The organism is Streptomyces sp. NPDC001843, from assembly GCF_042891955.1.
Taxonomy (GTDB): Bacteria; Actinomycetota; Actinomycetes; order Streptomycetales; family Streptomycetaceae; genus Streptomyces.
The window spans coordinates 572,875-598,182 of record NZ_JBIATQ010000003.1; the positions used below are offsets into that span (position 1 = coordinate 572,875).

The 25,308-nt window shown below is 71.6% G+C and carries 23 protein-coding genes and 1 tRNA gene; 10 read left to right on the forward strand and 14 right to left on the reverse strand.

The window, feature by feature from the left end; translation table 11 throughout:
- Nucleotides 1-9 precede the first annotated feature (9 nt).
- Nucleotides 10-3,561: a thiol reductant ABC exporter subunit CydD gene (cydD, locus tag ACFYZQ_RS11125; RefSeq protein ID WP_389144577.1), complete on the forward strand. Its 3,552-nt coding sequence runs from the start codon at nucleotides 10-12 to the stop codon at nucleotides 3,559-3,561.
- 19 nt (nucleotides 3,562-3,580) lie between these two features.
- Here the strand turns inward: cydD and ACFYZQ_RS11130 are convergent, their stop codons facing one another.
- The 5 genes from ACFYZQ_RS11130 to ACFYZQ_RS11150 all read right to left on the reverse strand — a co-directional run bounded on the left by ACFYZQ_RS11130 (nucleotide 3,581) and on the right by ACFYZQ_RS11150 (nucleotide 8,422).
- Nucleotides 3,581-4,468 carry an HAD hydrolase family protein gene (locus ACFYZQ_RS11130; RefSeq protein WP_389144580.1) on the reverse strand — a complete coding sequence of 296 codons (888 nt, stop codon included), beginning with the start codon at nucleotides 4,466-4,468 and terminating at the stop codon, nucleotides 3,581-3,583.
- A 72-nt stretch (nucleotides 4,469-4,540) separates the two neighbouring features.
- On the reverse strand, nucleotides 4,541-5,452 hold the full coding sequence (locus ACFYZQ_RS11135; protein WP_389144583.1) for an LLM class flavin-dependent oxidoreductase: 912 nt from the start codon (nucleotides 5,450-5,452) through the stop codon (nucleotides 4,541-4,543).
- 41 nt (nucleotides 5,453-5,493) lie between these two features.
- The gene (locus tag ACFYZQ_RS11140) at nucleotides 5,494-5,961 is read right to left on the reverse strand and encodes a hypothetical protein (RefSeq protein ID WP_389144585.1); all 468 of its coding nucleotides are present in this window, start codon (nucleotides 5,959-5,961) and stop codon (nucleotides 5,494-5,496) included.
- Between the two features lie 13 nt (nucleotides 5,962-5,974).
- Nucleotides 5,975-6,523: an RNA 2'-phosphotransferase gene (locus ACFYZQ_RS11145; protein WP_389144588.1), complete on the reverse strand. Its 549-nt coding sequence runs from the start codon at nucleotides 6,521-6,523 to the stop codon at nucleotides 5,975-5,977.
- Nucleotides 6,524-6,664: 141 nt separating this feature from the next.
- Complete coding sequence (locus tag ACFYZQ_RS11150; protein WP_389144591.1) at nucleotides 6,665-8,422, reverse strand: SDR family oxidoreductase; 1,758 nt, start codon at nucleotides 8,420-8,422, stop codon at nucleotides 6,665-6,667.
- A gap of 214 nt (nucleotides 8,423-8,636) precedes the next feature.
- Between ACFYZQ_RS11150 and ACFYZQ_RS11155 the strand changes: the two genes are divergently transcribed.
- The 6 genes from ACFYZQ_RS11155 to ACFYZQ_RS11180 all read left to right on the forward strand — a co-directional run bounded on the left by ACFYZQ_RS11155 (nucleotide 8,637) and on the right by ACFYZQ_RS11180 (nucleotide 12,782).
- A complete protein-coding gene (locus tag ACFYZQ_RS11155; protein ID WP_389144766.1) occupies nucleotides 8,637-9,602 on the forward strand; it encodes an ABC transporter ATP-binding protein in 966 nt (321 codons plus the stop codon).
- Nucleotides 9,592-10,497, forward strand: a complete 906-nt coding sequence (locus ACFYZQ_RS11160) for an ABC transporter permease (RefSeq protein ID WP_389144594.1) — start codon at nucleotides 9,592-9,594, stop codon at nucleotides 10,495-10,497. Before ACFYZQ_RS11155 ends, ACFYZQ_RS11160 begins: the two co-directional genes overlap by 11 nt.
- Nucleotides 10,497-11,408 (forward strand): ABC transporter ATP-binding protein, encoded by a 912-nt coding sequence (locus tag ACFYZQ_RS11165; protein ID WP_389144597.1) that lies wholly within the window; start codon nucleotides 10,497-10,499, stop codon nucleotides 11,406-11,408. The genes ACFYZQ_RS11160 and ACFYZQ_RS11165 overlap by 1 nt, the downstream gene beginning before the upstream one ends.
- A 10-nt stretch (nucleotides 11,409-11,418) precedes the next feature.
- A complete protein-coding gene (locus ACFYZQ_RS11170) occupies nucleotides 11,419-12,138 on the forward strand; it encodes an ABC transporter permease subunit (protein ID WP_388802694.1) in 720 nt (239 codons plus the stop codon).
- Nucleotides 12,139-12,220: 82 nt separating this feature from the next.
- Nucleotides 12,221-12,439 (forward strand): hypothetical protein, encoded by a 219-nt coding sequence (locus tag ACFYZQ_RS11175; RefSeq protein ID WP_389144600.1) that lies wholly within the window; start codon nucleotides 12,221-12,223, stop codon nucleotides 12,437-12,439.
- A gap of 258 nt (nucleotides 12,440-12,697) precedes the next feature.
- Nucleotides 12,698-12,782, forward strand: a tRNA-Ser gene (locus ACFYZQ_RS11180).
- Between the two features lie 20 nt (nucleotides 12,783-12,802).
- Here the strand turns inward: ACFYZQ_RS11180 and ACFYZQ_RS11185 are convergent.
- The 9 genes from ACFYZQ_RS11185 to ACFYZQ_RS11225 form a co-directional block, all read right to left on the reverse strand.
- Nucleotides 12,803-13,621 carry an HAD family hydrolase gene (locus ACFYZQ_RS11185; RefSeq protein WP_389144603.1) on the reverse strand — a complete coding sequence of 273 codons (819 nt, stop codon included), beginning with the start codon at nucleotides 13,619-13,621 and terminating at the stop codon, nucleotides 12,803-12,805.
- Nucleotides 13,618-14,895 (reverse strand): serine--tRNA ligase, encoded by a 1,278-nt coding sequence (serS, locus tag ACFYZQ_RS11190; RefSeq protein WP_389144606.1) that lies wholly within the window; start codon nucleotides 14,893-14,895, stop codon nucleotides 13,618-13,620. The genes ACFYZQ_RS11185 and serS overlap by 4 nt, the downstream gene beginning before the upstream one ends.
- Nucleotides 14,896-15,404: 509 nt before the next feature.
- The gene (pheA, locus tag ACFYZQ_RS11195; protein ID WP_389144609.1) at nucleotides 15,405-16,337 is read right to left on the reverse strand and encodes a prephenate dehydratase; all 933 of its coding nucleotides are present in this window, start codon (nucleotides 16,335-16,337) and stop codon (nucleotides 15,405-15,407) included.
- Between the two features lie 79 nt (nucleotides 16,338-16,416).
- Nucleotides 16,417-17,715, reverse strand: a complete 1,299-nt coding sequence (efeB, locus tag ACFYZQ_RS11200; RefSeq protein WP_389144612.1) for an iron uptake transporter deferrochelatase/peroxidase subunit — start codon at nucleotides 17,713-17,715, stop codon at nucleotides 16,417-16,419.
- Nucleotides 17,716-17,723: 8 nt separating this feature from the next.
- Nucleotides 17,724-19,670: a copper resistance CopC/CopD family protein gene (locus ACFYZQ_RS11205; RefSeq protein ID WP_389144615.1), complete on the reverse strand. Its 1,947-nt coding sequence runs from the start codon at nucleotides 19,668-19,670 to the stop codon at nucleotides 17,724-17,726.
- 13 nt (nucleotides 19,671-19,683) lie between these two features.
- Nucleotides 19,684-20,136 (reverse strand): copper chaperone PCu(A)C, encoded by a 453-nt coding sequence (locus ACFYZQ_RS11210; protein WP_389144617.1) that lies wholly within the window; start codon nucleotides 20,134-20,136, stop codon nucleotides 19,684-19,686.
- A complete protein-coding gene (locus ACFYZQ_RS11215; protein WP_389144620.1) occupies nucleotides 20,133-20,783 on the reverse strand; it encodes an SCO family protein in 651 nt (216 codons plus the stop codon). The genes ACFYZQ_RS11210 and ACFYZQ_RS11215 overlap by 4 nt, the downstream gene beginning before the upstream one ends.
- Nucleotides 20,784-20,876: 93 nt before the next feature.
- A complete protein-coding gene (locus tag ACFYZQ_RS11220; protein ID WP_389144769.1) occupies nucleotides 20,877-21,617 on the reverse strand; it encodes a YcnI family protein in 741 nt (246 codons plus the stop codon).
- Nucleotides 21,618-21,751: 134 nt separating this feature from the next.
- Nucleotides 21,752-22,621, reverse strand: a complete 870-nt coding sequence (locus ACFYZQ_RS11225; RefSeq protein ID WP_389144622.1) for a hypothetical protein — start codon at nucleotides 22,619-22,621, stop codon at nucleotides 21,752-21,754.
- Nucleotides 22,622-22,821: 200 nt separating this feature from the next.
- Between ACFYZQ_RS11225 and ACFYZQ_RS11230 the strand changes: the two genes are divergently transcribed.
- From ACFYZQ_RS11230 to ACFYZQ_RS11240, 3 genes are all read left to right on the forward strand, one after another.
- Nucleotides 22,822-23,268, forward strand: coding sequence for an ATP-binding protein (locus ACFYZQ_RS11230; RefSeq protein ID WP_389144624.1), 447 nt, complete (start codon nucleotides 22,822-22,824; stop codon nucleotides 23,266-23,268).
- Nucleotides 23,269-23,409: 141 nt separating this feature from the next.
- A complete protein-coding gene (locus ACFYZQ_RS11235; protein WP_389144627.1) occupies nucleotides 23,410-24,360 on the forward strand; it encodes an intradiol ring-cleavage dioxygenase in 951 nt (316 codons plus the stop codon).
- Nucleotides 24,361-24,369: 9 nt separating this feature from the next.
- Complete coding sequence (locus ACFYZQ_RS11240; protein WP_389144630.1) at nucleotides 24,370-25,197, forward strand: triphosphoribosyl-dephospho-CoA synthase; 828 nt, start codon at nucleotides 24,370-24,372, stop codon at nucleotides 25,195-25,197.
- The last annotated feature ends 111 nt before the right edge of the window (nucleotides 25,198-25,308 follow it).

Sequence of the window (25,308 nt, forward strand, 5' to 3'; positions counted from 1 at the left end):
GTGTTTCACGTGAAACCAATCGACCCGCGTCTCCTTCGGTACGCCCGCGCGACCCGGCGCTTCCTGCTGGCCGTCGTCGGCCTTGGGGCAGTCGGGGCGGGACTGGTCGTCGCCCAGGCCATGCTCATCGCCGAGGTGGTGGTCGGAGCGTTCCAGCACGGTCGAACGGCTGGTGAACTGCGTACTCCGCTGATCCTGCTGGCGGCCGTGGCGGTAGGCCGGGCGCTGGTCTCCTGGCTCACCGAACTGGCCGCGCACCGGGCCGGAGCGGCGGTGAAGTCGGAGCTGCGGGGTCGGCTCCTCGAGCGGGCGTCGGCGCTCGGTCCCGGGTGGCTGAGCGGGCAGCGGACCGGCTCGCTGGTGACGCTGGCGACGCGTGGCGTCGATGCCCTGGACGACTACTTCTCGCGCTATCTGCCGCAGTTGGGCCTCGCGGTGGCCGTCCCGGCGGCGGTGCTGGCGCGGATCGTCACCGAGGACTGGGTGTCGGCGGCGATCATCGTCGGTACGCTGCCGCTGATCCCGCTCTTCATGGTGCTGATCGGCTGGGCCACCCAGTCCCGCATGGACCGGCAGTGGCGGCTGCTGTCCCGGCTGTCGGGGCACTTCCTGGACGTCGTGGCCGGGCTGCCCACACTGAAGGTGTTCGGGCGGGCCAAGGCACAGGCGGAGTCCATCCGGCGCATCACCGGTGAGTACCGGCAGGCGACCATGCGGACCCTGCGGGTCGCCTTCATCTCCTCCTTCGCGCTGGAACTGCTCGCCACGCTCTCCGTCGCGCTGGTCGCCGTGACCATCGGCATGCGGCTGGTCCACGGCGACATGGACCTGTACACCGGTCTGCTCATCCTGGTACTGGCACCCGAGGCCTATCTGCCGCTGCGCCAGGTCGGGGCGCAGTACCACGCGGCGGCGGAGGGACTCGCGGCCGCCGAGGACATCTTCGCCGTCCTTGAGACGCCTGTTCCGGCGCCCGGGACCGGTGCCGTGCCGTCGGCTGCCATGGGCCTCGAGTTGGCCTTCGAGGGGGTGACCGTCCGCTATCCGGGGCGGTCCGGGAACGCCGTGACGGACGTGTCCTTCACGGTCGGCCCCGGGGAGACCGTGGCGCTGGTCGGGCCGAGCGGTGCGGGCAAGTCGACGCTGCTGAACGTACTGCTGGGGTTCGTGCGGCCGGACGCCGGCCGGGTACGGATCGGGGGAGTCGATCTGGCCCGCCTCGATCCCGCGCAGTGGCGGTCGCGTATCGCGTGGGTGCCGCAGCGGCCCCATCTGTACGCCGGGACGATCGCGGAGAACGTGCGGCTGGCCCGGCCCGGGGCGAACGACGAGTCGGTACGGCGTGCGCTGCGGGACGCGGGCGCGCTGGAGTTCGTGGAGGCGTTGCCCGAGGGCACAGCGACGGTGCTGGGCGAGGACGGGGCCGGGCTGTCCGCCGGTCAGCGCCAGCGGCTGGCGCTCGCCCGGGCCTTCCTCGCCGACCGACCGGTGCTGCTGCTGGACGAGCCGACGGCCGCGCTGGACGGCGCGACCGAGGCCGAGGTGGTGGCGGCGGTGCGACGGCTGGCGGTGGGCCGGACCGTGCTGCTGGTGGTGCACCGGCCGGCCTTGCTGGGGGTGGCGGACCGGGTGGTGCGGCTGTCCCAGGCCGAGTCGCCGGACGCCGGGGCAGCCGGGGCGCGGGAGGTGGCCGCGGCGGGTGCCGGGGTGCCGGTGATCCAGGAGAGGGCGACCGGGGCACCGGTCACCGCGGACGCGTCGGTCACCGGACCGCTCGTCACCCGAGCCGGAACGGACCGCGTGGCCTCCCCCGCCGACGTCTTCAGCCGGATCCGCGCCCTCGCCGGGCCCCGGCGCGCACGGCTCGCGCTGGCCCTGTTGCTCGGCTGCCTGGCGCTGGGCAGTGCCGTGGGACTGATGGCGACCTCGGGCTGGCTCATCTCCCGGGCCTCGCAGCAGCCGCCCGTGCTGTATCTGATGGTGGCCGTCACGGCGACGCGGGCCTTCGGGATCGGGCGGGCGGTGTTCCGGTACGCGGAGCGGCTGGTGTCGCACGATGCGGTGCTGCGGATGCTGGCCGACACCCGGGTCGCCGTGTACCGGCGGCTGGAGCGGCTGGCGCCCGCAGGGCTGGGGCGGACCCGTCGGGGCGACCTGCTGACCCGGCTGGTCGCCGATGTGGACGCGCTCCAGGACTACTGGCTGCGCTGGCTGCTGCCCGCCGGCACCGCGGTGGCCGTCTCCGCCGCCTGTGTCGGCTTCACCGCGTGGCTGCTGCCCGCGGCCGGGGCCGCCCTCGCGGCAGGACTGCTGGCCGCCGGGGCCGGGGTGCCGCTGCTGACCGGTGCCGTGGCCCGGCGTGCCGAGCGGCGGCTGGCGCCCGCCCGGGGAGTGCTCGCGACCCGGGTGGCCGACCTGCTGACCGGCACCGCCGAGCTGACGGTCGCGGGCGCCCTGCCCGCCCGGGCGGAGGAGGCGCGGCGGGCCGACGGCACGCTCACCCGGATCGCCCGGCGGGCCGCCGTCGCCACGGCGCTCGGCGACGGGCTGACCGCGCTGTGCACCGGCCTGACCGTCACCGTCACCGCCCTGCTGGGCGCCCAGGCGGTCGCCGGGGGCCGGTTGAGCGGCGTGGCGGTGGCCGTGGTCGTCCTCACTCCGCTGGCCGCCTTCGAGGCGGTACTGGGCATGCCGCTCGCCGTGCGGTACCGGCAGCGGGTGCGCCGGAGCGCGGAACGCGTGTACGAGGTCCTGGACGCCCCCGAGCCCGTGCGGGAGCCCGAGCGGCCCCGGCAGGCGCCCGCATCGCCGTTCCCCGTCGTCCTCAGGGGGCTCGCCGCCCGTCATCCGGGAGCGGACCGGGACGCCTTCGCCGGGCTGGACCTGACGCTCGACCGGGGGCGGCGGGTGGCCGTCGTCGGGCCGTCCGGGGCCGGGAAGACGAGTGTCGCCCAGGTGCTGCTGCGGTTCCTCGACCCCCGGGCGGGCTCCTGCACGCTGGCCGGTGTCGACGCCCGCGCGCTCGACGGCGACGACGTGCGGCGGCTGATCGGGCTGTGCGCGCAGGACGCCCACCTCTTCGACAGTTCCGTACGCGAGAACCTGCTGCTGGCGAAGAAGGACGCCACCGAGGAAGAGCTCAGGGACGCGCTGCGGCGGGCCCGGCTGCTCGACTGGGTGGACGGACTGCCCCACGGACTGGACACACTGGTCGGTGAGCACGGGGCGCGGCTGTCCGGCGGGCAGCGGCAGCGGCTGGCGCTGGCCCGTGCGCTGCTGGCCGACTTCCCGGTGCTGGTCCTCGACGAGCCCGCGGAGCACCTGGACCTGCCGACGGCCGACGCGCTCACCGCGGATCTGCTGGCCGCCACCGAGGGTCGTACGACGTTGCTCATCACCCACCGGCTGGCCGGTCTGGAGGCGGTGGACGAGGTGATCGTGCTGGACGGCGGCCGGGTGGTGCAGCGCGGGCCGTACGCGGAACTGGCCGCCGTGGAGGGGCCGCTGCGCACCATGGCGGAACGGGAGGCGGCGGCGGAGTCACTGGCCGGCGCCCGCTGACGTGGGGCGCCGCCGCTCGCTACGGCCTTTCCGCCAGCAGGCGCTCGATGATGACCGCCACCCCGTCGTCGTTGTTGGCGACCGTCTGGCCCGAGGCGGCCGCCACGACGGCCGGGTGGGCGTTGCCCATGGCGTAGGACTGGCCGGCCCAGGTCAGCATCTCCACGTCGTTGGGCATGTCACCGAAGGCGACGACCTCCTCGTGAGAGATCCCGCGCTCGGCGCAGCACAGGGCGAGGGTGCTGGCCTTGGAGACGCCGGGACCGCTGATCTCCAGCAGGGCGCTGGGGCTGGAACGGGTGACGGTGGCCCGGTCACCGATGGCGAGGCGGGCAGCGGTGAGGAAGGCGTCGGGGTCCAGCGTGGGGTGGTAGGCGAGGATCTTCAGGACCGGCTCGTCGGGGGCGGCTCCGTCCGGGGCCAGCAGGTCCTCCGCGGGCGCGAGGTCGTCCGGTATCTCCATGTGCAGCTTCGGATAGTCCGGCTCCTGGTGGAAGCCGTACGTCTGCTCGACGGCGTACACCGTCCCCGGAGCCGCGTCGCGCAGCAGCCGTACGGCGTCGAGCGCGTTGGGCCTCGCGAGCTCGCGCACCTTCACGAACCGGTGGGCGCCGGGGCCGCCGTGCAGGTCGACCACGGCGGCGCCGTTGCCGCAGATCGCCAGGCCATGGCCGTGCACGTGGTCGCTGACGACGTCCATCCAGCGGGCGGGGCGGCCGGTGACGAAGAAGACCTCGACGCCCGCCTCCTCGGCGGCGGCCAGCGCGGCGACGGTGCGGGGGGAGACCGACTTGTCGTCGCGCAGCAGCGTGCCGTCGAGGTCGGTGGCGATCAGCCGTGGCGGGACGCTGCGGGCCGGGGTCTCGGGCTGTCGAGTCGCTGAGGTCACCCGGCCATTGTCGCGCATATGCCAGCACGGCCGTGCGGCACTTCGCACTGATGAGTCACGGCCGGCTCACGGACCGCACTCGGGCCGGGGTCAGCGCAGCTGCGCCGGGGCCTCCATGGCGATCTGCTCGAAGACCTTCTCGTCGGCGGCGAAGTCCGAGTCGGGAATGGGCCAGTGGACCACGATCTCGGTGAAGCCGAGCTCCCGGTGGCGGCCCGCGAAGTCCACGAAGGCGTCCAGGGACTGCAGCGGGCGGCCGCGGTCCGGGGTGAAGCCGGTGAGCAGGATCTTGTCGAGCCCGGTCACGTCCCGGCCGATCGCGGCGCAGGCGTCGGTGAGCTTGGCGACCTGCCCGCGCAGAGCCTCGACAGACTGCTCCGGGGTGCCGTTCTCGTACAGCTTGGGGTCACCGGTCGTCACCCACGCCTGTCCGTACCGAGCGGCGAGCCGCAGGCCGCGCGGGCCGGTCGCGGCCACCGCGAAGGGCAGCCGGGGGCGCTGCACACAGCCGGGTATGTTGCGGGCCTCGTGCGCCGAGTAGTGCTCACCCTGGTACGACACCCCCTCCGGGCCGTCCTCGGTCAGCAGCCGGTCCAGCAGCGGAACGAACTCGGCGAACCGGTCGGCCCGCTCGCGCGGGGCCCAGGGCTCGTGGCCCAGAGCGGTGGCGTCGAAGCCGGTGCCGCCCGCGCCGATGCCCAGGGTGACCCGGCCGCCCGAGATGTCGTCCAGGGAGATCAGCTCCTTGGCCAGCGTCACCGGGTGCCGGAAGTTCGGTGAGGTGACCAGCGTGCCGAGACGGAGCCGGTCGGTGACGCCCGCGGCGGCGGTCAGCGTCGGTATCGCACCGAACCAGGGGCCGTCACGGAAGCTGCGCCAGGACAGGTGGTCGTAGGTGTACCCCGTGTGGAAGCCCAGCTGTTCGGCCCGCATCCAGGCCGAACGGCCGCCCTCGCTCCAGCGGCGGTACGGAAGGATCACGGTGCTCAGACGCAGACTCATGGGCTCGAGCCTAGAGCCGGACGTCGTTCCACGTGAAACCGTCACCGCACGCGGCGGCTCAGCCACGGACTGAGGCCGAGCAGCACGTATTCCTTGTGCACACGGTCACGAGGGAGGGGCACCATCAGGAAGTAGCCCCGAGGGAAGCGGCGTGCCTTGACGTACGCCAGGCCGCCGAAGACGGAGCGGAGGAAGGCGGGCACGTCGTCGCGCAGGACGTCAGGGCACTCGATGCCGTCGACGGTGATCAGCGCGTCGTCATCGGGATACAGCCGCACGGTCACCTCGGGCACACCGCCGAACTCGACGAAGGCCTCGTGCGGGAGCGAGCCGTCGGCATCGGTGGTGACACCGACACCCGCCGCGGTGCGGCGCGAGGTCTGGTCGGCGCCGATGTCGTGAGTGACCTCCATCTCGCGCGCGTACTCGTCGGCGATCGCACGGCAGGCGGCGACGGCGGCTTCCGTCGTCGAGAGGTGTTCCGGGAGATGGTCCATACGACTGATCATGCCGGTCAGGGAATCAGTGCGTCCCGGGAAACCGCAGGTACTGCGGCGGCACGGCCTTGGTGAGCCATACCCCGTTGGCGCTGACGTGGAACACGTGCCCGTCGTGATGCATGGCGGCCGCGTCGACCGGGAGGACGACGGGCCGGCCGCGCCGGGCGCCGACCCGCTCGGCCGTCTCGCGGTCGGCCGACAGGTGGACGTCGTGCCGGTTCATCGGCCGCAGCCCCTCGGCGCGGATCGCGTCCAGGTTGCGGGCCACGGTCCCGTGGTAGAGGTACGCCGGCGGGGTCACCGGGGGCAGGCCGAGGTCCACGTCGATGCTGTGCCCCTGACTGGCGCGGATCCGGGTGCCCTCGACCGCGAAGCGCTTCTTGTCGTTGACGGCCACCACGTGGTCCAGTTCCTCGCGGGTGAAGCGGAACCCGTGCGTGGCGGCCGCGGCGATCAGCGTGTCGATCTCGACCCACCCGCCCTCGTCGAGCGCGAGACCGATTCTCTCGGGCTGGTGACGTAGATGCTTCGAAAGGTACTTCGACACCTTCATGGTGCGTCTTTCGTCCATTGCCTCAGCATGGACGGGGAGACGGGAATCACGCACTTTCTTTCGCCGCTGAGGTTTGATCCACAGCCAAGTGGGGTTATCCACAGGGAAGTTGGTGGTTCTGTGGACAACTGGCCGCCTTACAGGCGGAGTTCGCCGAGATCACCACTGCGGCTCCACCCGGGCCAAGGCCCGCAGAGCCCCGGGCAGGAACCGGGACAGCAGGCGCATACCGCGGGCCTCCGGGGTCACCGGGACCAGGGCCTTGTCACGGGCCACCGCGTCCAGGACGGCGTCGGCGACCTTCTCCGGCGGGTAGTTGCGCAGGCCGTACAGCCGGGCTGCCCTCTTGCGGCGCCTCTTCTGCTCCTCGGCGTCCACGCCCGCGAAGACGGCCGTCGACGTGATGCCCGTGTTGACGAAGCCCGGACAGGCCGCCGTCACCCCGATCCCCTGTCCGGCCAGCTCGGCCCGCAGGCACTCGCTCAGCATGAGCACCGCCGCCTTGGAGGTGCTGTAGGCGGGCAGCGCCCTGGACGGCTGGTACGCGGCCGCCGACGCGATGTTGACGATGTGGCCGCCCTGCCCGCGTTCTGCCATCCGCGCGCCGAAGAGGCGGCAACCGTGGATGACTCCCCACAGGTTGACGTCCAGGACCCTGCGCCAGTCGTCCGGTGTCGTGGCGAAGAACGAGCCGGACAGGCCGACGCCCGCGTTGTTGACCAGCACGTCGACCACCCCGTGCTCGGCGGCGACCTTCTCGGCCAGCTTCTCCATGGCCTGCTCGTCGGAGACGTCGACGCGTTCCGCCCAGGCGCCCGGGGCACCCAGCCGGCGGGACAGCTCGGCGGTGCGGGCGGCGGCCTCCGCGTCCCGGTCGACGGCCACCACGCGCGCGCCCGCCTCCGCGAACGCGCAGGCGGTGGCCCGTCCGATGCCGCCGCCCGCACCGGTCACCAGGACCAGCTGACCGGCGAACCGGTCGGCGTACCGACCGGTGGGCCGAGCCTGGGGCCGGCCGTCCTCGACGCCCGTGACGAACTCCTCGATCCAGGCCGCCAACCGGTCGGGCCGGGTACGCGGGATCCAGTGCCCGGCCGGGAGCGTCCGACGGGTCAGCTGCGGAACCCACTGCTCCAGGTCGTCGTACAGCCGCTCTGACAGGAACCTGTCCTCCAGGGGCGTGATGAGCTGCACGGGCGCGTGCGCGTATGCGTCCGGGCGCGGCCTGCGCAGCCGGAACCGTACGTTGTCCCGGTACAGCCAGGCACCGTGCGCCGCGTCCGTGGGCAGGGATCCGGTGGGATAGTCGTCGCCGGGCAGCTTCTCCACCCGCCGCAGGATCCTTGGCCAGTGCTTGGCCAGCGGGCTGCGCCAGGCCAGTTCGGGCAGGGCCGGGGCGTGCAGCAGGTACACGTACCAGGACCTGGCGCCCTGGCCGATGACCTGGACCGCGCGGCGGGGCGTGGGGCGCTTCACGCGCGCGTTGATCCAGTGCCCGAAGTGGTCCAGGGACGGCCCCGACATAGAGGTGAAGGAGGCGATCCGGCCCTCGGCGCGCTTGACGGTGACGAACTCCCAGGACTGCACCGACCCCCAGTCGTGCCCCACCAGGTGCACCGGCCGGTCCGGGCTGACCGCGTCCACGACCGCGAGGAAGTCGTCCGTGAGCTTCTCCAGGGTGAAGCCGCCGCGCAGCGGCCGGGGTGCCGTCGAACGGCCGTGGCCCCGGACGTCGTACAGCACCACGTGGAAACGCCCGGCGAGACGGGCGGCCACCTCCGACCAGACCTCCTTGCTGTCCGGGTAGCCGTGCACCAGCACCACCGTCGGCAGGTCCGGATCACCGAGCTCCGCCACGCACAGCTCGACCCCGCCCGTGCGCACCCGGCGCTCCCGCGCGCCCTCCAGCGTCGTCACTTCGCCTCCGCCCGCCGTCGGCTCCGGCCGCACCGTGTGCCTGCGGCCCGGTCCACGCGACTGTTCCAGTTGTTAGACCAAGCGTCAACAGGCGGGCCGGTCGTCCGACCTCAGGGTTACCCCTAGGAGCCCGTACTACTGGAGTCTGACGCCAAGACGGCTCTGCGGTCTGACGCCCGGCGTGGCCCGCGTCACTACCTTCGAAGACGTGACTGTGATCGCGACCGAAAGCCTGAGCAAGCGGTTCCCCCGGGTGACCGCGCTTGACCGGCTCTCCGTGGACGTCGGACCCGGTGTGACGGGGCTCGTCGGTGCCAACGGAGCCGGCAAGTCAACGTTGATCAAGATCCTGCTGGGTCTGTCCCCCGCCACGGAGGGCCGCGCCGAGGTGCTCGGCCTCGACGTCGCCACCAAGGGCGCCACCATCCGCGAGCGGGTCGGCTACATGCCGGAGCACGACTGCCTGCCGCCCGACGTCTCGGCCACCGAGTTCGTCGTGCACATGGCCCGCATCTCCGGCCTGCCCCCGGCCGCCGCCCGCGAGCGCACCGCCGACACCCTGCGCCACGTCGGCCTGTACGAGGAGCGCTACCGCCCCATCGGCGGCTACTCCACCGGCATGAAGCAGCGCGTGAAGCTCGCCCAGGCCCTCGTGCACGACCCGCAGCTGGTCTTCCTCGACGAGCCCACCAACGGCCTCGACCCGGTCGGCCGCGACGAGATGCTCGGCCTGATCCGCCGCATCCACACCGACTTCGGCATCTCGGTCCTGGTCACCTCCCACCTCCTGGGCGAACTGGAGCGCACCTGCGACCACGTCGTCGTCATCGACGGCGGCAAGCTCCTGCGCTCCAGCTCCACCACCGACTTCACCCAGACCACGACCACCCTCGCGATCGAGGTCACCGACAGCGACGACCACCCCGACGGCACCCGCGCGGTCCGCGAGGCGCTCCATGCACGCGGGGTGGACACCCACGCCGAGGGCGCCGGACTGCCCGGCGCCGGACACATCCTGCTGCTGACCGCCACCGGCGAGGACACGTACGACCTCGTGCGCGACGTCGTCGCCGACCTCGGACTCGGCCTGGTGCGCATGGAGCAGCGGCGGCACCACATCTCCGAGGTGTTCACCAGCAGCGACGAGCAGCGGAAGGAGGCCGTCGGTCATGGCGGTTGAGCATCCCCCGGCGACGCCGGGCGACCAGACCCGTATCCACAACATCGGCTACCGCAGCTACGACGGCCCCCGCCTCGGCCGCGCCTACGCCCGCCGCTCCCTGTACTCGCAGTCCCTGCGCGGCGCCTACGGCCTCGGCCGGTCGGCCAAGTCCAAGGTCCTGCCGATGCTGCTGTTCGCGGTGATGTGCGTGCCCGCGGCCATCATGGTCGCCGTGGCCGTCGCCACCAAGGCGCACGAACTGCCCTTGTCCTACACCCGCTACGCGATCGTCATGCAGGCCGTGATCAGCCTGTACGTCGCCTCGCAGGCACCCCAGTCCGTCTCGCGCGACCTGCGCTTCAAGACCGTGCCGCTGTACTTCTCGCGGCCCATCGAGACCGCCGACTACGTACAGGCCAAGTTCGCGGCGCTCGCCTCGGCGATGTTCATCCTCACCGGCGCCCCGTTGCTGGTGATGTACGTGGGCTCACTGCTCGCCAAGATGGGCTTCGCCCACCAGACCAAGGAATTCGCCCAGGGACTGGTAGCCGTGGCCCTGCTCTCGCTGCTCTTCGCCGGCATCGGCCTGGTCATCGCCGCCGCCACCCCGCGCCGCGGCTTCGGCATCGCCGCCGTGATCGCCGTGATGACCATCTCCTACGGCGCGGTCTCCACCCTCCAGGCCATCGCCGACTCCCAGGGCAGCAGCAGCGCCGTCCCGTGGATCGGCCTGTTCTCACCGGTCACCCTGATCGACGGGGTGCAGTCCGCCTTCCTCGGCGGCACCTCGGCCTTCCCGGGAGGGGTCGGCCCGTCCAACGGACAGGGCGCCGTGTACGTCCTCGTCGTCCTGGGCCTGATCGCCGCCGCCTACGGCCTCCTGATGCGCCGCTACAAGAAGGTGGGCCTCTGATGACCACGCTGTCCATCGACCACGTCTCCCGCTGGTTCGGCAACGTGGTCGCCGTCAACGACATCACCATGACCATCGGCCCCGGCGTCACCGGCCTGCTCGGCCCCAACGGCGCCGGCAAGTCCACCCTGATCAACATGATGGGCGGCTTCCTCGCCCCCTCCACCGGCACCGTCACCCTCGACGGGCAGCCGGTGTGGCGCAACGAGGAGATCTACAAGCACATCGGCATCGTCCCCGAGCGGGAGGCGATGTACGACTTCCTCACCGGCCGCGAGTTCGTCGTCGCCAACGCCGAAATGCACGGCCTCGGCGCGAAGGCCGCCCAGCGCGCCCTCGCCACGGTCGAGATGGAGTACGCCCAGGACCGGAAGATCTCCACCTACTCCAAGGGCATGCGACAGCGCGTGAAGATGGCCTCCGCGCTGGTCCACGACCCGTCCCTGCTCCTGCTGGACGAGCCCTTCAACGGCATGGACCCGCGCCAGCGCATGCAGCTGATGGAGCTGCTGCGGCGGATGGGCGACGAGGGCCGCACGGTCCTGTTCTCCTCCCACATCCTCGAAGAGGTCGAGCAACTCGCCTGGCACATCGAGGTCGTGGTCGCCGGACGGCACGCCGCGAGCGGCGACTTCCGCAAGATCCGCCGTCTGATGACGGACCGCCCGCACCGCTACCTGGTGCGCTCCAGCGACGACCGCGCCCTCGCGGCCGCGCTGATCGCCGACCCGTCGACCTCCGGCATCGAGGTCGACCTCACCGAGGGCGCACTGCGCATCCAGGCCGTCGACTTCGGCCGCTTCACCACCCTGCTGCCGAAGGTCGCCCGGGACCACGGCATCCGGCTGCTCACGGTCTCGCCGTCCGACGAGTCCCTCGAGTCCGTCTTCTCGTACCTGGTCGCGGCGTAGGAGGCCCATGATGTACGACCCCACAGTCGCCCGGCTCACCTACCGGGCCCTGCTCGGCCGTCGCCGGGCCCTCATCCTGGGCGCGCTGCCCCTGCTGCTGATCGTGATCTCCGTGGCCGTACGCGCCCTGACCGGAGCCGACGACCAGACGGCCTCCGACGTCCTCGGCGGCTTCGCGCTGGCCACGATGGTGCCGATCATCGGCGTCATCGCGGGCACGGGCGCCATCGGACCGGAGATCGACGACGGTTCCGTGGTGTACCTGCTGTCCAAGCCGCTGAAGCGACCGACGATCATCTTCACGAAGCTGATCGTGGCGATCGCGGTGACCATGGTGTTCTCCGCCGTACCGACCATGATCGCGGGCCTGATCCTGAACGGCAACGGCCAGCAGATAGCCGTCGCCTACACGGTGGCCGCGCTGGTCGCCTCGATCGCCTACGCGGCGCTCTTCCTGCTGCTCGGCACGGTGTCCCGGCACGCGGTGGTGTTCGGGCTCGTCTACGCACTGGTCTGGGAGGCGCTGTTCGGCTCCCTGGTGCCCGGCGCGCGCACGCTGAGCGTCCAGCAGTGGGCGCTGGCCGTGGCCCACAAGGTCGCCGGCGGGGACATGGTCACATCGGACGTCTCACTGACCACGGGGACCGTGCTGCTGGTGGCGGTCACCGTGCTCGCCACCTGGTACGCGGGACAGAAGCTGCGGTCGCTGACGCTGGCGGGCGAGGAGTAGGGCGCCGGGTCCGTCTTGACGGGGGCTTCACCCCCGTTCGCGCAGACTGGGTGAAAGCGGATGTACGGCTAGGAGGCCGGGGATGGCAGAGGAGACACCGCGGAGCGACGTCTGGGACGGCGTCGTCCTGGACGAGGAGTTCATACGGGCCGCCGAGACCTCCGAGCCGTCCGCCCGCGCCCGGATGCTCGCCGCCCGCTGGCGTGCCGGGTCGCCGGAGCCGCAGCCCTGGCGCTCCGACGAGCCGCCGGCGGGATGGTTCTTCAGCAAGGCGCGTCGGCGCAGGTGGCGCCGCCGGTAGCGGCCGGTAAATCAGTGGCGTCCAACTCGGTGTACCGGCACAGTGGTTGTGTCCACACCGCCGGTCCGGAGACCGGCGCCACATTCTGGGAGAGGAGCCGGGCGATGTCCATGCACGACAGTACGTCCGGTTCCCGACAGGGCAGCCAGCGGCAGGCTCCGGTGTAGTTACGCCACCGTGGAGCCCGCCCCGCACGGGGTGCTGCCCGGGGCGGTCGCTTCGAGCACGCGATGTCGCTCTCGCGTGGACCGCCCACCCGGAGGATTGGCCGAGTGGTAAGGCACCGGCTTGCTAAGCCGCGGTCGGGGGCAACCCCGCGCACGTTCGATCCGTGCATCCTCCGCAACAGACCGGGCTGAGAGATCAGCCCAGCAACCGCTCCAGCACCACCGCGACGCCGTCCTCCTCGTTGGAGGACGTCACCTCGTCCGCGACCGCCTTCAGTTCCCCGTGGGCGTTGGCCATCGCCACCCCCCGGGCGGACCAGGCGAACATCGGGATGTCGTTGGGCATGTCGCCGAAGGCGAGCGTGTCGGTGCCCTTCACGCCCAGGCGGCGGGCAGCCAGGGACAGGCCCGTGGCCTTGGACAGTCCCAGCGGCAGCAGTTCCACGATGCCCGCGCCCGCCATGGCGACGGTGACGAAGCCGCCCGCGGCCTGCTGGGCCGCCTCGGCCAGTTCGTCGTCGGACAGCTCGGGATGCTGGATGTAGATCTTGTTCAGCGGGGCGGTCCACAGGTCCGACGCGTCCGTGAACGGGACCGAGGGCAGTGTGCCGCCGACCGCGTAGCCCGGCCCCACCAGCACGTCACCGTCCAGGCCGTCGCGGCTCGCCGCCAGATACAGCGGGCCCACCTCGGCCTCGATCTTGGCCAGTGCCACACCCGCCAGCTGCCGGTCCAGGGTCACGGAGGTCAGCAGGCGGTGCTCGCCCGCGTGGTAGACCTGCGCGCCCTGGCCGCAGACGGCGAGGCCGTCGTAGCCGAGGTCGTCGAGGATGTGCCGGGTCCAGGGGACCGCCCGGCCCGTGACGACGATGTGCGCGGCGCCCGCCGCGGTGGCCGCGGCGAGCGCGTCACGTGTGCGCTGTGAGACCGACTCGTCGGAGCGCAGAAGCGTTCCGTCGAGGTCGGTGGCGACGAGCCGGTAGGGGAACCTCCCAGAGGGAGATACAGCGCTCACTTGGCCACCGGCTCCAGGACCTCCCGGCCGCCGAGGTACGGGCGCAGCACCTCGGGAACCCGCACCGAGCCGTCGGCCTGCTGGTGGTTCTCGAGGATCGCCACGATGGTGCGGGGTACGGCGCACAGCGTGCCGTTGAGCGTCGCCAGCGGGCGCACCTGCTTGCCCTCGCGGACGCGGATCGACAGGCGGCGGGACTGGAACTCGGTGCAGTCCGAGGTCGAGGTCAGCTCGCGGTACTTGCCCTGGGTCGGGATCCACGCCTCGCAGTCGAACTTGCGCGATGCCGAGGCGCCGAGGTCACCGGTGGCGACGTCGATGACGCGGAAGGGCAGTTCGAGCGAGGTCAGCCACTGCTTCTCCCAGTCCAGCAGGCGCTGGTGCTCCGCCTGCGAGTCCTCGGGAGTGACGTAGGAGAACATCTCGACCTTGTCGAACTGGTGGACGCGGAAGATGCCCTTGGTGTCCTTGCCGTGCGAGCCGGCCTCACGGCGGAAGCACGGCGAGAAGCCCGCGTAACGCAGCGGCAGCCGGTCCGCGTCGATGATCTCGTCCATGTGGTACGCGGCCAGCGGCACCTCGGACGTGCCGACCAGGTACAGGTCGTCCTTGTCGAGGTGGTAGACGTCCTGGGCAGCCTGGCCGAGGAAGCCGGTGCCCGCCATGGACTGCGGGCGGACGAGTGCCGGGGTCAGCATCGGGGTGAAGCCCGCGGCGGTGGCCTGGGCGATGGCCGCGTTCACCAGCGCGAGCTCCAGCAGGGCGCCGACGCCGGTCAGGAAGTAGAAGCGCGAGCCGGAGACCTTCGCGCCGCGCTCCACGTCGATCGCGCCGAGGAGCTGGCCCAGCTCGAGGTGGTCCTTGGGCTCGAAGCCCTCGGCCGTGAAGTCGCGGATCGTGCCGTGCGTCTCCAGCGTGGCGAAGTCCTCCTCGCCGCCGACGGGCACGTCCGGGTGGACGAGGTTGCCCAGCTGCTGGAGGAGTTGCTGGGTCTCGGCGTCGGCCGCGTCACGCTCGGCGTCGGCGGCCTTGACGTCGGCGGCCAGCTGGCTCGCCTTCTTCAGCAGCTCGGCCTTCTCGTCGCCGGTGGCCTTGGGGATGAGCTTGCCGAGCTGCTTCTGCTCGGCGCGCAGCTCGTCGAAGCGGACGCCGGACGACCTGCGCCGTTCGTCGGCGGACAGGAGGGAGTCGACGAGCGCGACGTCCTCTCCACGGGCGCGCTGGGAGGCGCGCACACGGTCGGGGTCCTCACGGAGCAGGCGAAGGTCAATCACGCGGTCAAGGCTACCGGTGCGACGTTCTGGCTCACGACCTGGTTTCCCGAACTACGACGAACTGCGGAATACCTACCGTTATGGGGTAAATGCCCAGCGTGTCAATAAACTCTGTCTCACTCCCCGGGACGGGGCATGTGAGGGACGCGACGTTGACTCGACTTCCTTGCGGCGAACGGGACTTGGGGACCGTGTTGTCCACAGGGATCCACACGCTCGGAAGAGTTATCCACAGGCTGTGCGGAACTTCTGTGGATGCCGGAACTGATCACTCCGGAAGTGGTGATCAGAGTGAGGAATTCCCGGTTCAAACCGACTCGACACCCACTTTCGGGTGGAAAAGGGTCGCCTCAAAAGATGAACCAAAGGAAACGGGTGGACGAAGGGCGAGGTGCTCGCTGCCGCCTCGGGGTGCGCCCTGTAGGGCGATTTGTCGACCGAGTGGCGCTTCGGTGTCGACTTGTCCCCAGGTCGAGAACTTGACCTGTGGATAACGTCTGTGGATAACTCTAGAACCGCCCGTCCTGGCAGCGCGCGACCCAGTCCGCCGCGGACACGAACTCCTCGTCCGACGTCCCGGGCAGCGTGGGCCGGGCTCCGCCCGGGGCGATGTCCGCACGCGGGTACGAGCCGAGGAACCGTACCTGCAGACAGATCCGCTTCAGCCCCATCAGCGCCTCGGCCACCCGCCGGTCGGAGATGTGGCCCTCGGCGTCGATGCAGAAGCAGTAGTTGCCGATGCCGGCGCCGGTCGGGCGGGACTGCAGCAGCATGAGGTTGATGCCCCGGGTCGCGAACTCGCCGAGGAGGTCGCGCAGGCCTCCGGGATGGTCGTCGCGCTGCCAGAGCACCACCGACGTCTTGTCCGCGCCGGTCGGGGCCGCGGGCCGGGCCGGGCGTCCCACCAGTACGAACCGGGTCTGCGCGTTCTCCGCGTCGTGAATCCCGGTCTCCAGGGCCGTCAGCCCGTACCGGGCGGCCGCGAACTCGCCGGCGAAGGCGGCGTCGTACCGGCCTTCCTGGACCAGCCGGGCGCCGTCCGCGTTGGAGGCGGCGGACTCCCAGACGGCCTCCGGGAGGTTGGCCTTGAGCCAGTTGCGGACCTGCGGCTGGGCGGCCGGGTGGGCGGTCACGGTCTTGATGTCGGACAGCTTCGTGCCCGGCCGGACCAGCAGTGCGAAGGTGATGGACAGCAGCACCTCGCGGTAGATCATCAGAGGCGTGCCCGCGACCAGCTCGTCCAAGGTGGTGGTGATGCCGCCCTCGACGGAGTTCTCGATCGGCACGAACGCGGCCTCGGCCTCTCCGGCGCGTACGGCGTCCAGTGCGGACTGCACCGACACGTACGGGATCAGCTCCCGAGTGGCCGCCTCCGGGAGGGTGCGCAGGGCGACTTCGGTGAAGGTGCCCTCGGGGCCGAGATACGCATAGCTCGCTGGCATGCCCTCACCCTAATGGCCGCACGGAAAGCCGGCCCAGATGTTCCGGGACTGCCCCCGCCCTGGGTGAACCGGCGTGACCTCACCCCTCCAGCAGGCGTTGCCCCACGTACTCCCCCTTCGCGGCACCGCCCGGCACCGCGAACAGACCGCTGGCCTCGTGCCGGATGTACTTCGACAGCGCGTCGCCCCGGTCGAGCTTGCGCTGCACGGGTACGAAGCCGCGCAGCGGGTCCGCCTGCCAGCAGACGAACAGCAGGCCGGCGTCGGGTGTCCCGTCGGCGTCGATGCCGTCGTGGTAGGAGAACGGCCGCCGGAGCATGGCGGCGCCCCCGTTCTGGTCGGGCCGGGTGATACGCGCGTGGGCGTTGAGCGGGACGACGTAGTCGCCCTTGGCGTCCGCCTTCTCCAGGTCCATCGCGGTCGTCTCGTCGCCGCCCGACAGGGGCGCTCCGTTGGACTTGCGGCGCCCGATGACCGCCTCCTGGGCCGACGTCGACAGTTTCTCCCAGTCGTCGAGGAGCATGCGGATCCGGCGTACGACCGCGTAGGAGCCGCCTGCCATCCAGGAGGGGTCGTTCGAGCCGGAGGCAGGGACGAAGATCCGTTTGTCGAAGTCGGCTTCGGCCGGCTTCGGATTGCGGGTGCCGTCGAGCTGGCCCATCAGGTTGCGGGCCGTCATGGGATGGGCGGTGGCGCCCGGGGTGCGGTTGAAGCCGTTCATCTGCCAGCGGACGCGGGCCGCGCTGCCGGCGTCCTTCTGGATCGCGCGCAGGGCGTGGAAGGCGACGAGGGCGTCGTCGGCGCCGATCTGGACCCACAGGTCGCCGTTGCTGCGCGCCTTGTCCAGGTGGTCGGAGGAGAAGTCGGGCAGCGGGTCGAGGGAGACCGGGCGCTGCTTCTCCAGTCCGGTCCGGCCGAAGAAGCTGTGCCCGAACCCGAAGGTGATCGTCAGCGACGACGGGCCGGCGTCCCGGGCCACGTCGGTGTCGTCGTGTGCGGCCGGTTCGCCGGCCATCAGCCGCTCGGCCGTCACCGACCAGCGGCGCAGCAGTGCGGCCGCCTCCTTGCGGCCCGCGCCCGCCGCCAGGTCGAATGCGACGAGGTGGCCGCGGGCCTGGAGGCCGTCGGTGATGCCGGGCTGATGTTTCCCGTGAAACATCACCCGGTCGGCACCGACCGAGGTCAGCGGTGTGGCTCCGGCGGGTGCGGCGGCGTATCCCACGGCCCCGCCGGCCGCACCGAGCACGAGACCGGTGGCGCCGGCGGTGCCGAGCAGCTTCCTGCGTGAGAGGCCGTCCCGCGAGGAGCCGTCGGAGGGGACGACCTCCTCCACGGCGGTGTCGGAAGGACGAGCCTTCGGGATGGACTGGTCAGCCATGGTGCGGTTCAGCCGATCTGCGCGTTCTTGTAGACGGTCACCTGGTCGATGTCGGAGGTGCGCACGGTCACGGCGATCTTCCATTCGCCGGCCATGGGGATCTGCACTCCGGTCGCGGCCCAGTGCCCGGTGGCGATGTGGTCGGGGGTCACGGGCAGCGGCCCGATCTTCTTGGCTTCGAGGGTGAAGGCGACCTTCACCTCGGGGACGTCGAAGGCCCGGCCGTTGGGCCGCTGGACGTAGACATGCATCTCGTTGCCGCCGACGCGCGCGGGGTCGAGGTCGAGCCGTACGACACCCTTGCCGTCCTGACCGCCGGTGTCGAACGGCATGTCGAGGGTGAGTGCCCCGGAGGAGGACGACGACGAGGCGGAGGACGAGGAGGCGGCCGCCTTGGCCTCCTGCTCGGTGCGGCCCGGTTCGGTCTGTGTCAGCACGGTGGTGACGGCGAGCAGGACGACGGCGACACCCGCCTCGGCCAGGACAGAGCGGCGCAGGCCGAAGCGGTTCGGGTCGGCGTCGCGCAGCCGCTTCCGCCGGGCGGAGTCCTGGGCGGCGCGCTGCCGGGCGAGCTGGGTGGCGCGCTGGGTGTCCGGGGCGGAGGCGGGTGCGGTCACACGCTCCTTCACCTCGGCCTGCACTTCGGCCTTCACTTCGGCCTCCGTCTCGGCCTCCGCCTGTGCCTCGGCGGTCTCGGACTGCTTCCCCTCCCTCGACGCGGGCGCCGTGTCGGCGAGCCGGGCCGTCCACCGCCGGGAGACCACCGCGATGCCGACCAGCAGTGTCACGAGCCCGATCTTGACCAGCAGCAACTGCCCGTAGCGGGTGTCGGTGAACGCCGACCAGGAGCCGAGCTGGCGCCAGGACTGGTAGACGCCGGTCGCGACGAGCACGGCGACGGATCCCATGGCGAGGCGGGAGAAGCGGCGGACGGCCGCGGTCTCCACCGGGGTCTCGGCGGGTGCCCGGTAGAGGGCGACCAGGAGGGCGGTGAGGCCACCCAGCCAGGTGGCGACGGCCAGCAGGTGCACCACGTCGACCGGCATGGCGATGCCCGGCTGGAGCCCGGTCGAGGCGTGCTCGGCCATCGCCCAGCTCGCCGCGAGTCCGGCGGCGACCACGGTGCCGCCGATCGCGAGACCGAAGGTGAGGTCGCGCTTCTCCTCGTCCTCCCGCTTGTCATACGCGCCGAACAGGACAGCGATGAACAGCGCCGCCGCGGCGAGCAGCAACAGTCGGGAGACGAGTGCCGCGCCGGTCTTGGTCTGCAGCACCTGGCCGAGCAGGTCCAGGTCGAAGACGGCGCCGATCTTCCCGGAGCTGGTGTAGGAACCGCGCAGGAGCAGCAGCCAGAGCGTGGCCGCGGTGAGCGTGAGCCAGCCGCCGACGACGACCCGCTGCACGGCCCGTACCCCGGAGCCACGCTGCCAGCAGGCGAGCACGAAGGCGGCGCCGCCCACGAGGACGATGTAGCCGGCGTACGACATGTAGCGGCCGAACCCGTACAGCCAGCCGACGGCGCTGTCGTTCGCGGTCCGTCCGGAGACGGAGACGGTGGTCTGGGAGGGGGCCCCGACGGAGAAGGTGTAGGCGCCGGAGACGGGGTGGCTGTCGGCCGAGACGACCTGGTAGGTGACGGTGTAGGTGCCGTCCTTCAGGCCGCTCTTGAGCTGTACGGCGTACGTCGTTCCGCTGATGTTGGACGGTTTGCCGACGTCGACCTTCTTGCCCGCGGGGTCGAGGACGTGCAGCGAGTCGTCGTTCATCGACACCTGCTCGGAGAAGGTGAGCGACACCTGCTCCGGCGCCTTCTTGACCACCACCCCCTGGGCGGGGTCGCTGCCGGTCAGCGCGGCGTGCGCGGAGGCAGGCCCTGCCCCGGCCAGCAGCGCGCCGGTGACGGCCAGGAACAGCAGCACCAGGGTGCGCAGGCGGGGGGTGATGGTCCGCGTCAAGGTGGTCCCTCCCTCAGTGTCCGGTCGACGGGTTGTACGTGGCGGACTTCACCGGCATCTCGACGGTGAGGGGCCCGGACTTGGCGAAGGTGAGTTTCAGGGTGATCGTCTGGCCCTGTTCCGGCCGGTGTTTCAGCTTCTCGAACATCAGGTGGTTGCCGCCGCTCTTGAAGACCAGCCGGCCGTGGGCGGGGACGGGGAAGGAGGTGACCTCCTCCATCGCACCGCCGACGGTGTCGTGCATGGTGACGTCACCGGCGACGTCGCTGGTGACCTTGGTCAGTTCGTCCTTCGTGCCGCCGTTGTTGACGATCGTCAGGAAGCCGGCCGCCATGTCGGCGGAGACGGGCTGCGGCATGTAGGACGAGCTGACCGACACTTCCGCCTTGGTGTCGCCTGACCCGCCGCAGCCGGCGAGCGCCACGGCGGCGGCTGTCGCCGCGACCGGCAGGGCGGAGCGCCTCATGGCGTGGCCCCCTTGATGATCTTGGGGAGGTCCTTCGTGTAGTCGTCGACCGTGGTGTCCTCGCCGTAGAGCAGGTATCCGCCGTCGTTCTTCGGGTTGAAGGCGATGACCTGGGTGCCGTGGACGGAGACGACCTTGCCGTTCTTGTCCTTCTTCGTCGGCTCGATGGAGATGCCCAGCGACCGGGCGCCGGCCTGGATGGTGGAGAAGTTGCCGGTCAGGCCTATGAACTGGGAGTCGATGCCCTTGAGCCACTTGCCGAGTTCGGCGGGGGTGTCGCGGCCGGGGTCGGTGGTGACGAAGACCACGCGCAGCTTCGCCTGCTCGGCCTTGGGCAGCGACTTCTTGGCGACCGCGATGTTGTTCATGGTCAGCGGGCAGATGTCGGGGCAGTGGGTGTAGCCGAAGTAGATGAGCGTCGGCTTGCCCTTGGTCTCCTTGCGGAGGTCGTACTTCTTGCCGTGGGTGTCGGTGAGGACGAGGTCCGGCTTCTCGAAGGGCTGGTCGAGGACGGTGGCGGCCTTGTCGGAGCCGGACTCCTCGGAGACCACGCTGACGGGCGACTTGCTGTCTTCGCTGCCGCAGGCGGTGAGGGTCAGGGTGGCGGCGGCGAACAGTGCGGCCGCCGCGAACGTCTTGTTGCGCATAGAGATATGTCCCGGATGTGAGAGCTCCGGCGCGCACCGGGGCCGTACGCAAGAGTGGCACGGCCCCCTGTGCGCGGTGCGGATGGGATGAGGTCAGGCGGAGCGCCGGCGCCCGGCGAGCACGCCGTACGCCACGCCTGCCACGCCGAGGGCGATGCCGACGGTGCCGAGCACGCGCGCGGTGGTGTCGCTGCCGCCGGAGGAGGAGCCGTCGGAGGCGGCCGCGGTCTCGGTCTTGCCGTCCGTCTTGTCGGAGGCGTCCTCGGCGCCGGACGAGCCGTGGGAGTGCTCGTCGGCGGAGGCGGCGGACAGTTCGAGCACCGGGGCCGGGTTCTCGGGTTCCTCCTGGCCGTCCTGCTGGGCCTCGATCCAGCGGACGACCTCCTTGTTGGAGTACGTCTGGATCGCCTTGAAGACCAGTTCGTCGGTGTCATCGGGCAGGGCGCCGATGGACAGGGGGAACTTCTGGAAGTAGCCGGGCTCGATGCCCTTGCCGTCGGCGGTCCAGGTGACCTTGGTGACCGCCTCGGTGATCTTCTCGCCGTGCATCTCCATCGGCTTGGCGAGCTTGGACCTGGTGACCTTCACCTTCCAGCCGTCGATCGGCTGCGGCATCACCGAGGCCAGCGGATGGTCGGCGGGGAGGTTGACCTCGAGCTTGGTGGTCGAGGCGTTGTCGCGCTCGTTGGGCACCTTGAAGTCGACGACCGCGTAGCCGCCCTTGGCGGGTGTGGTCTCCGGCTGCACGCTGACGTGCGCGAAGGCGGGCGCGGACAGGGCGAGCACGGAGAAGCCGGCGACGGCAGCGGCGGCGGCGAGACGGGAAGCCTTGATGGCCTTCATGGCAGACAGCACTCCACTCTGAGTGAGATCCGGGATGGGTCCCGGTGGTGAAGAGGGGGACGCGCGCGTGAAGCGACGGCGGCCCCTCTCCGCACGGATCCCGTGGGAGTGGCTTCGGTGTCGCGTCAGGCGGCGAGTTCGAGTGCGGCGGCGGGCGGCGGGCCGCGCCGGATCACCGTGTGCTGGAGTGCGGTGGTGTGCGGGGCTGGTGAGTCGCTCGGAGCGGTACGACGGACACGCGCGCGGGGGCCGGGAGTGCCGGGGAGACCGGCGCACAGGGCGCACGCCAGGGCGAGCGCCCCGCGCAGGGAACGTACGAGCGCCCCCTCGGCGACCCCGTGCACCGAGAGGTCCAGCAGCCGCAGCACCGCCAGGTCACCGCGGCGCAGCAGCCAGCCGACGGCGACGGCCGCGAGGAGGTGGCCGAGGAGCATCGGCAGGGACGGCAGCAGGGACGGCAACAGTGAGGCTGCCGAGCCGGTCGCGCCCGCAGCCTGCCGCGCGGTGCTCATGTCCGTGCCGGGCCGCACACCCGCCACGCCGGCCAGATGCGCGTCGGCGAGGACCTTGTAGGCGTGGGCGGGGCTGAGGCCGGCCGCGCCCGCCCCGCAGAGCAGCCGGGCGGCGCGGGCCACCAGGTCCTGGTCGCTCGTCCGGGACATCGTGCCCGTGGACATCGAGCCCATGGACGCCACCGACATACCGCCGGAGACCGTCGCGCGCTCGGCCAGCCCGAACAGCATGTGCAGCGCGGTCTGCCCGAAGGCGAGCAGCGCCGCGATCCCCGGCAGCGAGCGGTCCCGCCCGGTGAGCGGGGCCACCAGCAGCAGGGAGCCGAGGAATCCCGCGCCCAGCGTCCACAGCGGGACGGTGGCGCAGGCGGCCAGGGTGTGCCCCACCGCGGCCAGCACGACGCAGACCGCGGCGAAAACCGTGGCCCGCAGAATCCGGAGTTCCGCTCCGGAGCGTGTCGTGCGCGGGTGGGGGGCAGTCATGGCGGGCTCATCATCGCACTGCTCCCACCCGGGCCGTGCGGCAGGTCCGGGAGACGGGCCCTGCCGGGGCGTCCCTCATACACCGATTCGTCTGCGTCCGCATCCACCGTATGGGCGGTGTCACGCCGACGGTGTGCTTACACACGGCCACGGGCGGCAATACGTATCGGTATGTCGAGCCGCGGCCAGGAGGCTGGAGCATGAGCATCTGGTGGTCACTCCATCTGCGGCGCGACGCCGCGAGCGTGCCGCTCGCCCGACGCCTTCTCATGGGCGCGATGGAGACCGCGGGCGTGGACCCCGACATCTCCTACGACCTGTCCGTCGCCCTCAGTGAGGCCTGCGCGAACGCCGTCGAGCACGGCGGGGGCGGGGCGCTCGACGCCTCCTCGGAGGCGTACCGGGTGACGGCCTACCTCGACGGTGAGAAGTGCCGCATCGAGGTGACCGACTCCGGCCCGGGACTCGCCCGAGGCTCCGGCACCCGGCCGCCGCGCCTGGACGCCGAGCACGGACGCGGCCTGTGCCTCATCCGGGCACTCGCCGACCATGTCCACATCGGGCCCGAGCCGGGCCGTGCCGGCACGGTGGTCAGTTTCGACAAGATGCTCAAGTGGCGCGACGACGCGCCGCTCATAACGGTCTAGCCGAGTCGCGGTCCCGGCCTTCACAGCGCGGCAGTACCTGGCGCGGCAGTACCTGGCGCGGCAGTCACAGCGCGGCGTTCACAGCTCGTTGCCAGTCGTGACTCATGTCCCTGACAAGCCCGGTCCGTAGGTTCCCCGGTCATGACGGGAAAGCACAAGAACAAGATCACCCGGCGTCGCGTGATCGCGGTGACCGGCGGCACGGTCGCGGCCTCCGGCCTCGCCGCCGCCGGTTACCAGTCGGCCTTCGCGGACACGACCACCGGGGCCTCGGCGAGCGCCTCCGCCTCGGTCACCTCGACCAGCGGTACCTGCATGCAGCTGATGTCGAGTGTCACGGAAGGGCCCTACTACCTCGACGGTGCCTTGGTGCGCAAGGACATCACCGAGGGCAAGAACGGCGTCCCGCTGACGCTGCGCCTCACCGTGGTGGACGCCACCGACGGCTGCACCCCGGTCCCCGGCGCCGCCGTCGAGATCTGGCACTGCGACGCCTGGGGCTACTACTCCGGCTACACCACGGCCAACCCCGGAGGCTCGGCACCGGCCGAGAGCGAGGAGGGCGACAGCGCGAACGACAGCACCTATCTGCGCGGTTACCAGATCGCCAACGCGAACGGGGTCGTCAAGTTCGAGACGATCTTCCCCGGTTGGTACACGCCCCGCACCTGCCACATCCACGTCAAGGTGCACACCGGCGGCCAGAAGGCGGACGGCACCTACGAGGGCGGCAAGGTCAACTTCACCGGCCAGCTGTTCTTCGACGACGACATCGCCGAGGCGGTGTTCGCCCTGGAGCCGTACGCGAAGCACACCGGCACCTACACGGAGCTCGCCGACGACATGGTCTACGACGGCGGCGGCGCCTCCAGCGGCCTGCTGACCCTCGAGCCCGTGCACAAGAAGGACCCCTCCAAGGGCTACAAGGGCCACCTCACCCTGGGCATCGACCCCGACGCCGAGAACACCGGCGCGGGCAGCGGCGGCGGGGGCACACCCCCGAGCGGCGCGCCCGGCGACGCCCCGACGGGTACGCCGCCGAGCGGTGCCCCGACCGACAGTTCGTCCCCCTCGGCGTCCGCGTCCTCGTAAGGTACGGCCATGAGCAGCCGCGAGGACGACACGCTGGCCCAGGCCGCGGTGGACGCGCTCACCGGGCAGCTGGCGCTGGCTCCCAAGCCGGGACTGCCCGATCCCCGGGACCTGACCGCCCGGACCACCCGCCGGGACCACCGTGCCCTGCGCTGGTCGGCGAAGGCGCTGGCCCCCGGCCTCGCGGCGATGGCCGCCTCCGCCCGCCGGAGCGGCGACATCACGCCGGGACTGCGGGCGGAACTGGGCGCGATAGGCCGCTGCACCGAGCACTCGGTGGGACTGGCGGGCGGCGGCCACCGGGGCGCCCTGTGGACCCTGGGCCTGCTGGTCGCGGCGGCGGCGTCAGGACCGAGGCCCGGGGCGCGGGACGTCCTGACGGTCGCCAAGCGGATCGCCGCGCATCCCGACCGCCGCGCACCCCTCAGACCCTCGCGCGGCTCGTCCGTGTCGGCGAAGTACGGCGCGGCCGGGGCGCGCGGTGAGGCGAAGGCCGGCTTTCCGCACGTGCGGCGGGCGTTGGACGCGCTTGCCACCGCCCGTTCGGCCGGCGCCACCGAGGCCGAGGCCCGCCTGGACGCCCTGCTCACCGTGATGTCCACCCTCCAGGACACCGAACTGCTCTACACGGCGGGCCCCATGGGCCTGCGTCATGTGCAGGCGGGCGCGCGCGGGGTCCTGGAGGCGGGCGGCGCGGCGACGACCGGGGGCGCTCAGGCGCTGGCCGCCCTCGACGCCGACCTGCACGCGCGGGCGTGGAGCCCACGGGGCAGTGCGGGGCTGCTGGCGGGGGCGTTGTTCCTGGATTCGCTGCCGGTCGACTCCACGGGTTCCTGAGCCCGTTGCACGGCCACCCACACGGCCACCCACACGACTGCCTGCACGACTGCCTGCACGGCTCGCTGCACGACGACGATCGGGCTCCGTGAACGCGGCGAGGGTATGAGA

Excerpts from the sequence above, each read along its gene's own strand:
- ACFYZQ_RS11175 (WP_389144600.1), top strand. The coding sequence starts at position 12,221 with ATGGCAGAGGAGACACCGCGGAGCGACGTCTGGGACGGCGTCGTCCTG.
- ACFYZQ_RS11210 (WP_389144617.1), bottom strand. The coding sequence starts at position 20,136 with ATGAGGCGCTCCGCCCTGCCGGTCGCGGCGACAGCCGCCGCCGTGGCG.
- ACFYZQ_RS11225 (WP_389144622.1), bottom strand. The coding sequence starts at position 22,621 with ATGACTGCCCCCCACCCGCGCACGACACGCTCCGGAGCGGAACTCCGG.
- ACFYZQ_RS11170 (WP_388802694.1), top strand. The coding sequence starts at position 11,419 with ATGTACGACCCCACAGTCGCCCGGCTCACCTACCGGGCCCTGCTCGGC.
- ACFYZQ_RS11230 (WP_389144624.1), top strand. The coding sequence starts at position 22,822 with ATGAGCATCTGGTGGTCACTCCATCTGCGGCGCGACGCCGCGAGCGTG.
- ACFYZQ_RS11145 (WP_389144588.1), bottom strand. The coding sequence starts at position 6,523 with ATGGACGAAAGACGCACCATGAAGGTGTCGAAGTACCTTTCGAAGCAT.
- ACFYZQ_RS11135 (WP_389144583.1), bottom strand. The coding sequence starts at position 5,452 with ATGAGTCTGCGTCTGAGCACCGTGATCCTTCCGTACCGCCGCTGGAGC.
- ACFYZQ_RS11130 (WP_389144580.1), bottom strand. The coding sequence starts at position 4,468 with ATGCGCGACAATGGCCGGGTGACCTCAGCGACTCGACAGCCCGAGACC.
- ACFYZQ_RS11215 (WP_389144620.1), bottom strand. The coding sequence starts at position 20,783 with ATGCGCAACAAGACGTTCGCGGCGGCCGCACTGTTCGCCGCCGCCACC.
- ACFYZQ_RS11165 (WP_389144597.1), top strand. The coding sequence starts at position 10,497 with ATGACCACGCTGTCCATCGACCACGTCTCCCGCTGGTTCGGCAACGTG.
- ACFYZQ_RS11160 (WP_389144594.1), top strand. The coding sequence starts at position 9,592 with ATGGCGGTTGAGCATCCCCCGGCGACGCCGGGCGACCAGACCCGTATC.
- efeB (WP_389144612.1), bottom strand. The coding sequence starts at position 17,715 with ATGGCTGACCAGTCCATCCCGAAGGCTCGTCCTTCCGACACCGCCGTG.
- ACFYZQ_RS11235 (WP_389144627.1), top strand. The coding sequence starts at position 23,410 with ATGACGGGAAAGCACAAGAACAAGATCACCCGGCGTCGCGTGATCGCG.
- ACFYZQ_RS11240 (WP_389144630.1), top strand. The coding sequence starts at position 24,370 with ATGAGCAGCCGCGAGGACGACACGCTGGCCCAGGCCGCGGTGGACGCG.
- pheA (WP_389144609.1), bottom strand. The coding sequence starts at position 16,337 with ATGCCAGCGAGCTATGCGTATCTCGGCCCCGAGGGCACCTTCACCGAA.
- ACFYZQ_RS11140 (WP_389144585.1), bottom strand. The coding sequence starts at position 5,961 with ATGATCAGTCGTATGGACCATCTCCCGGAACACCTCTCGACGACGGAA.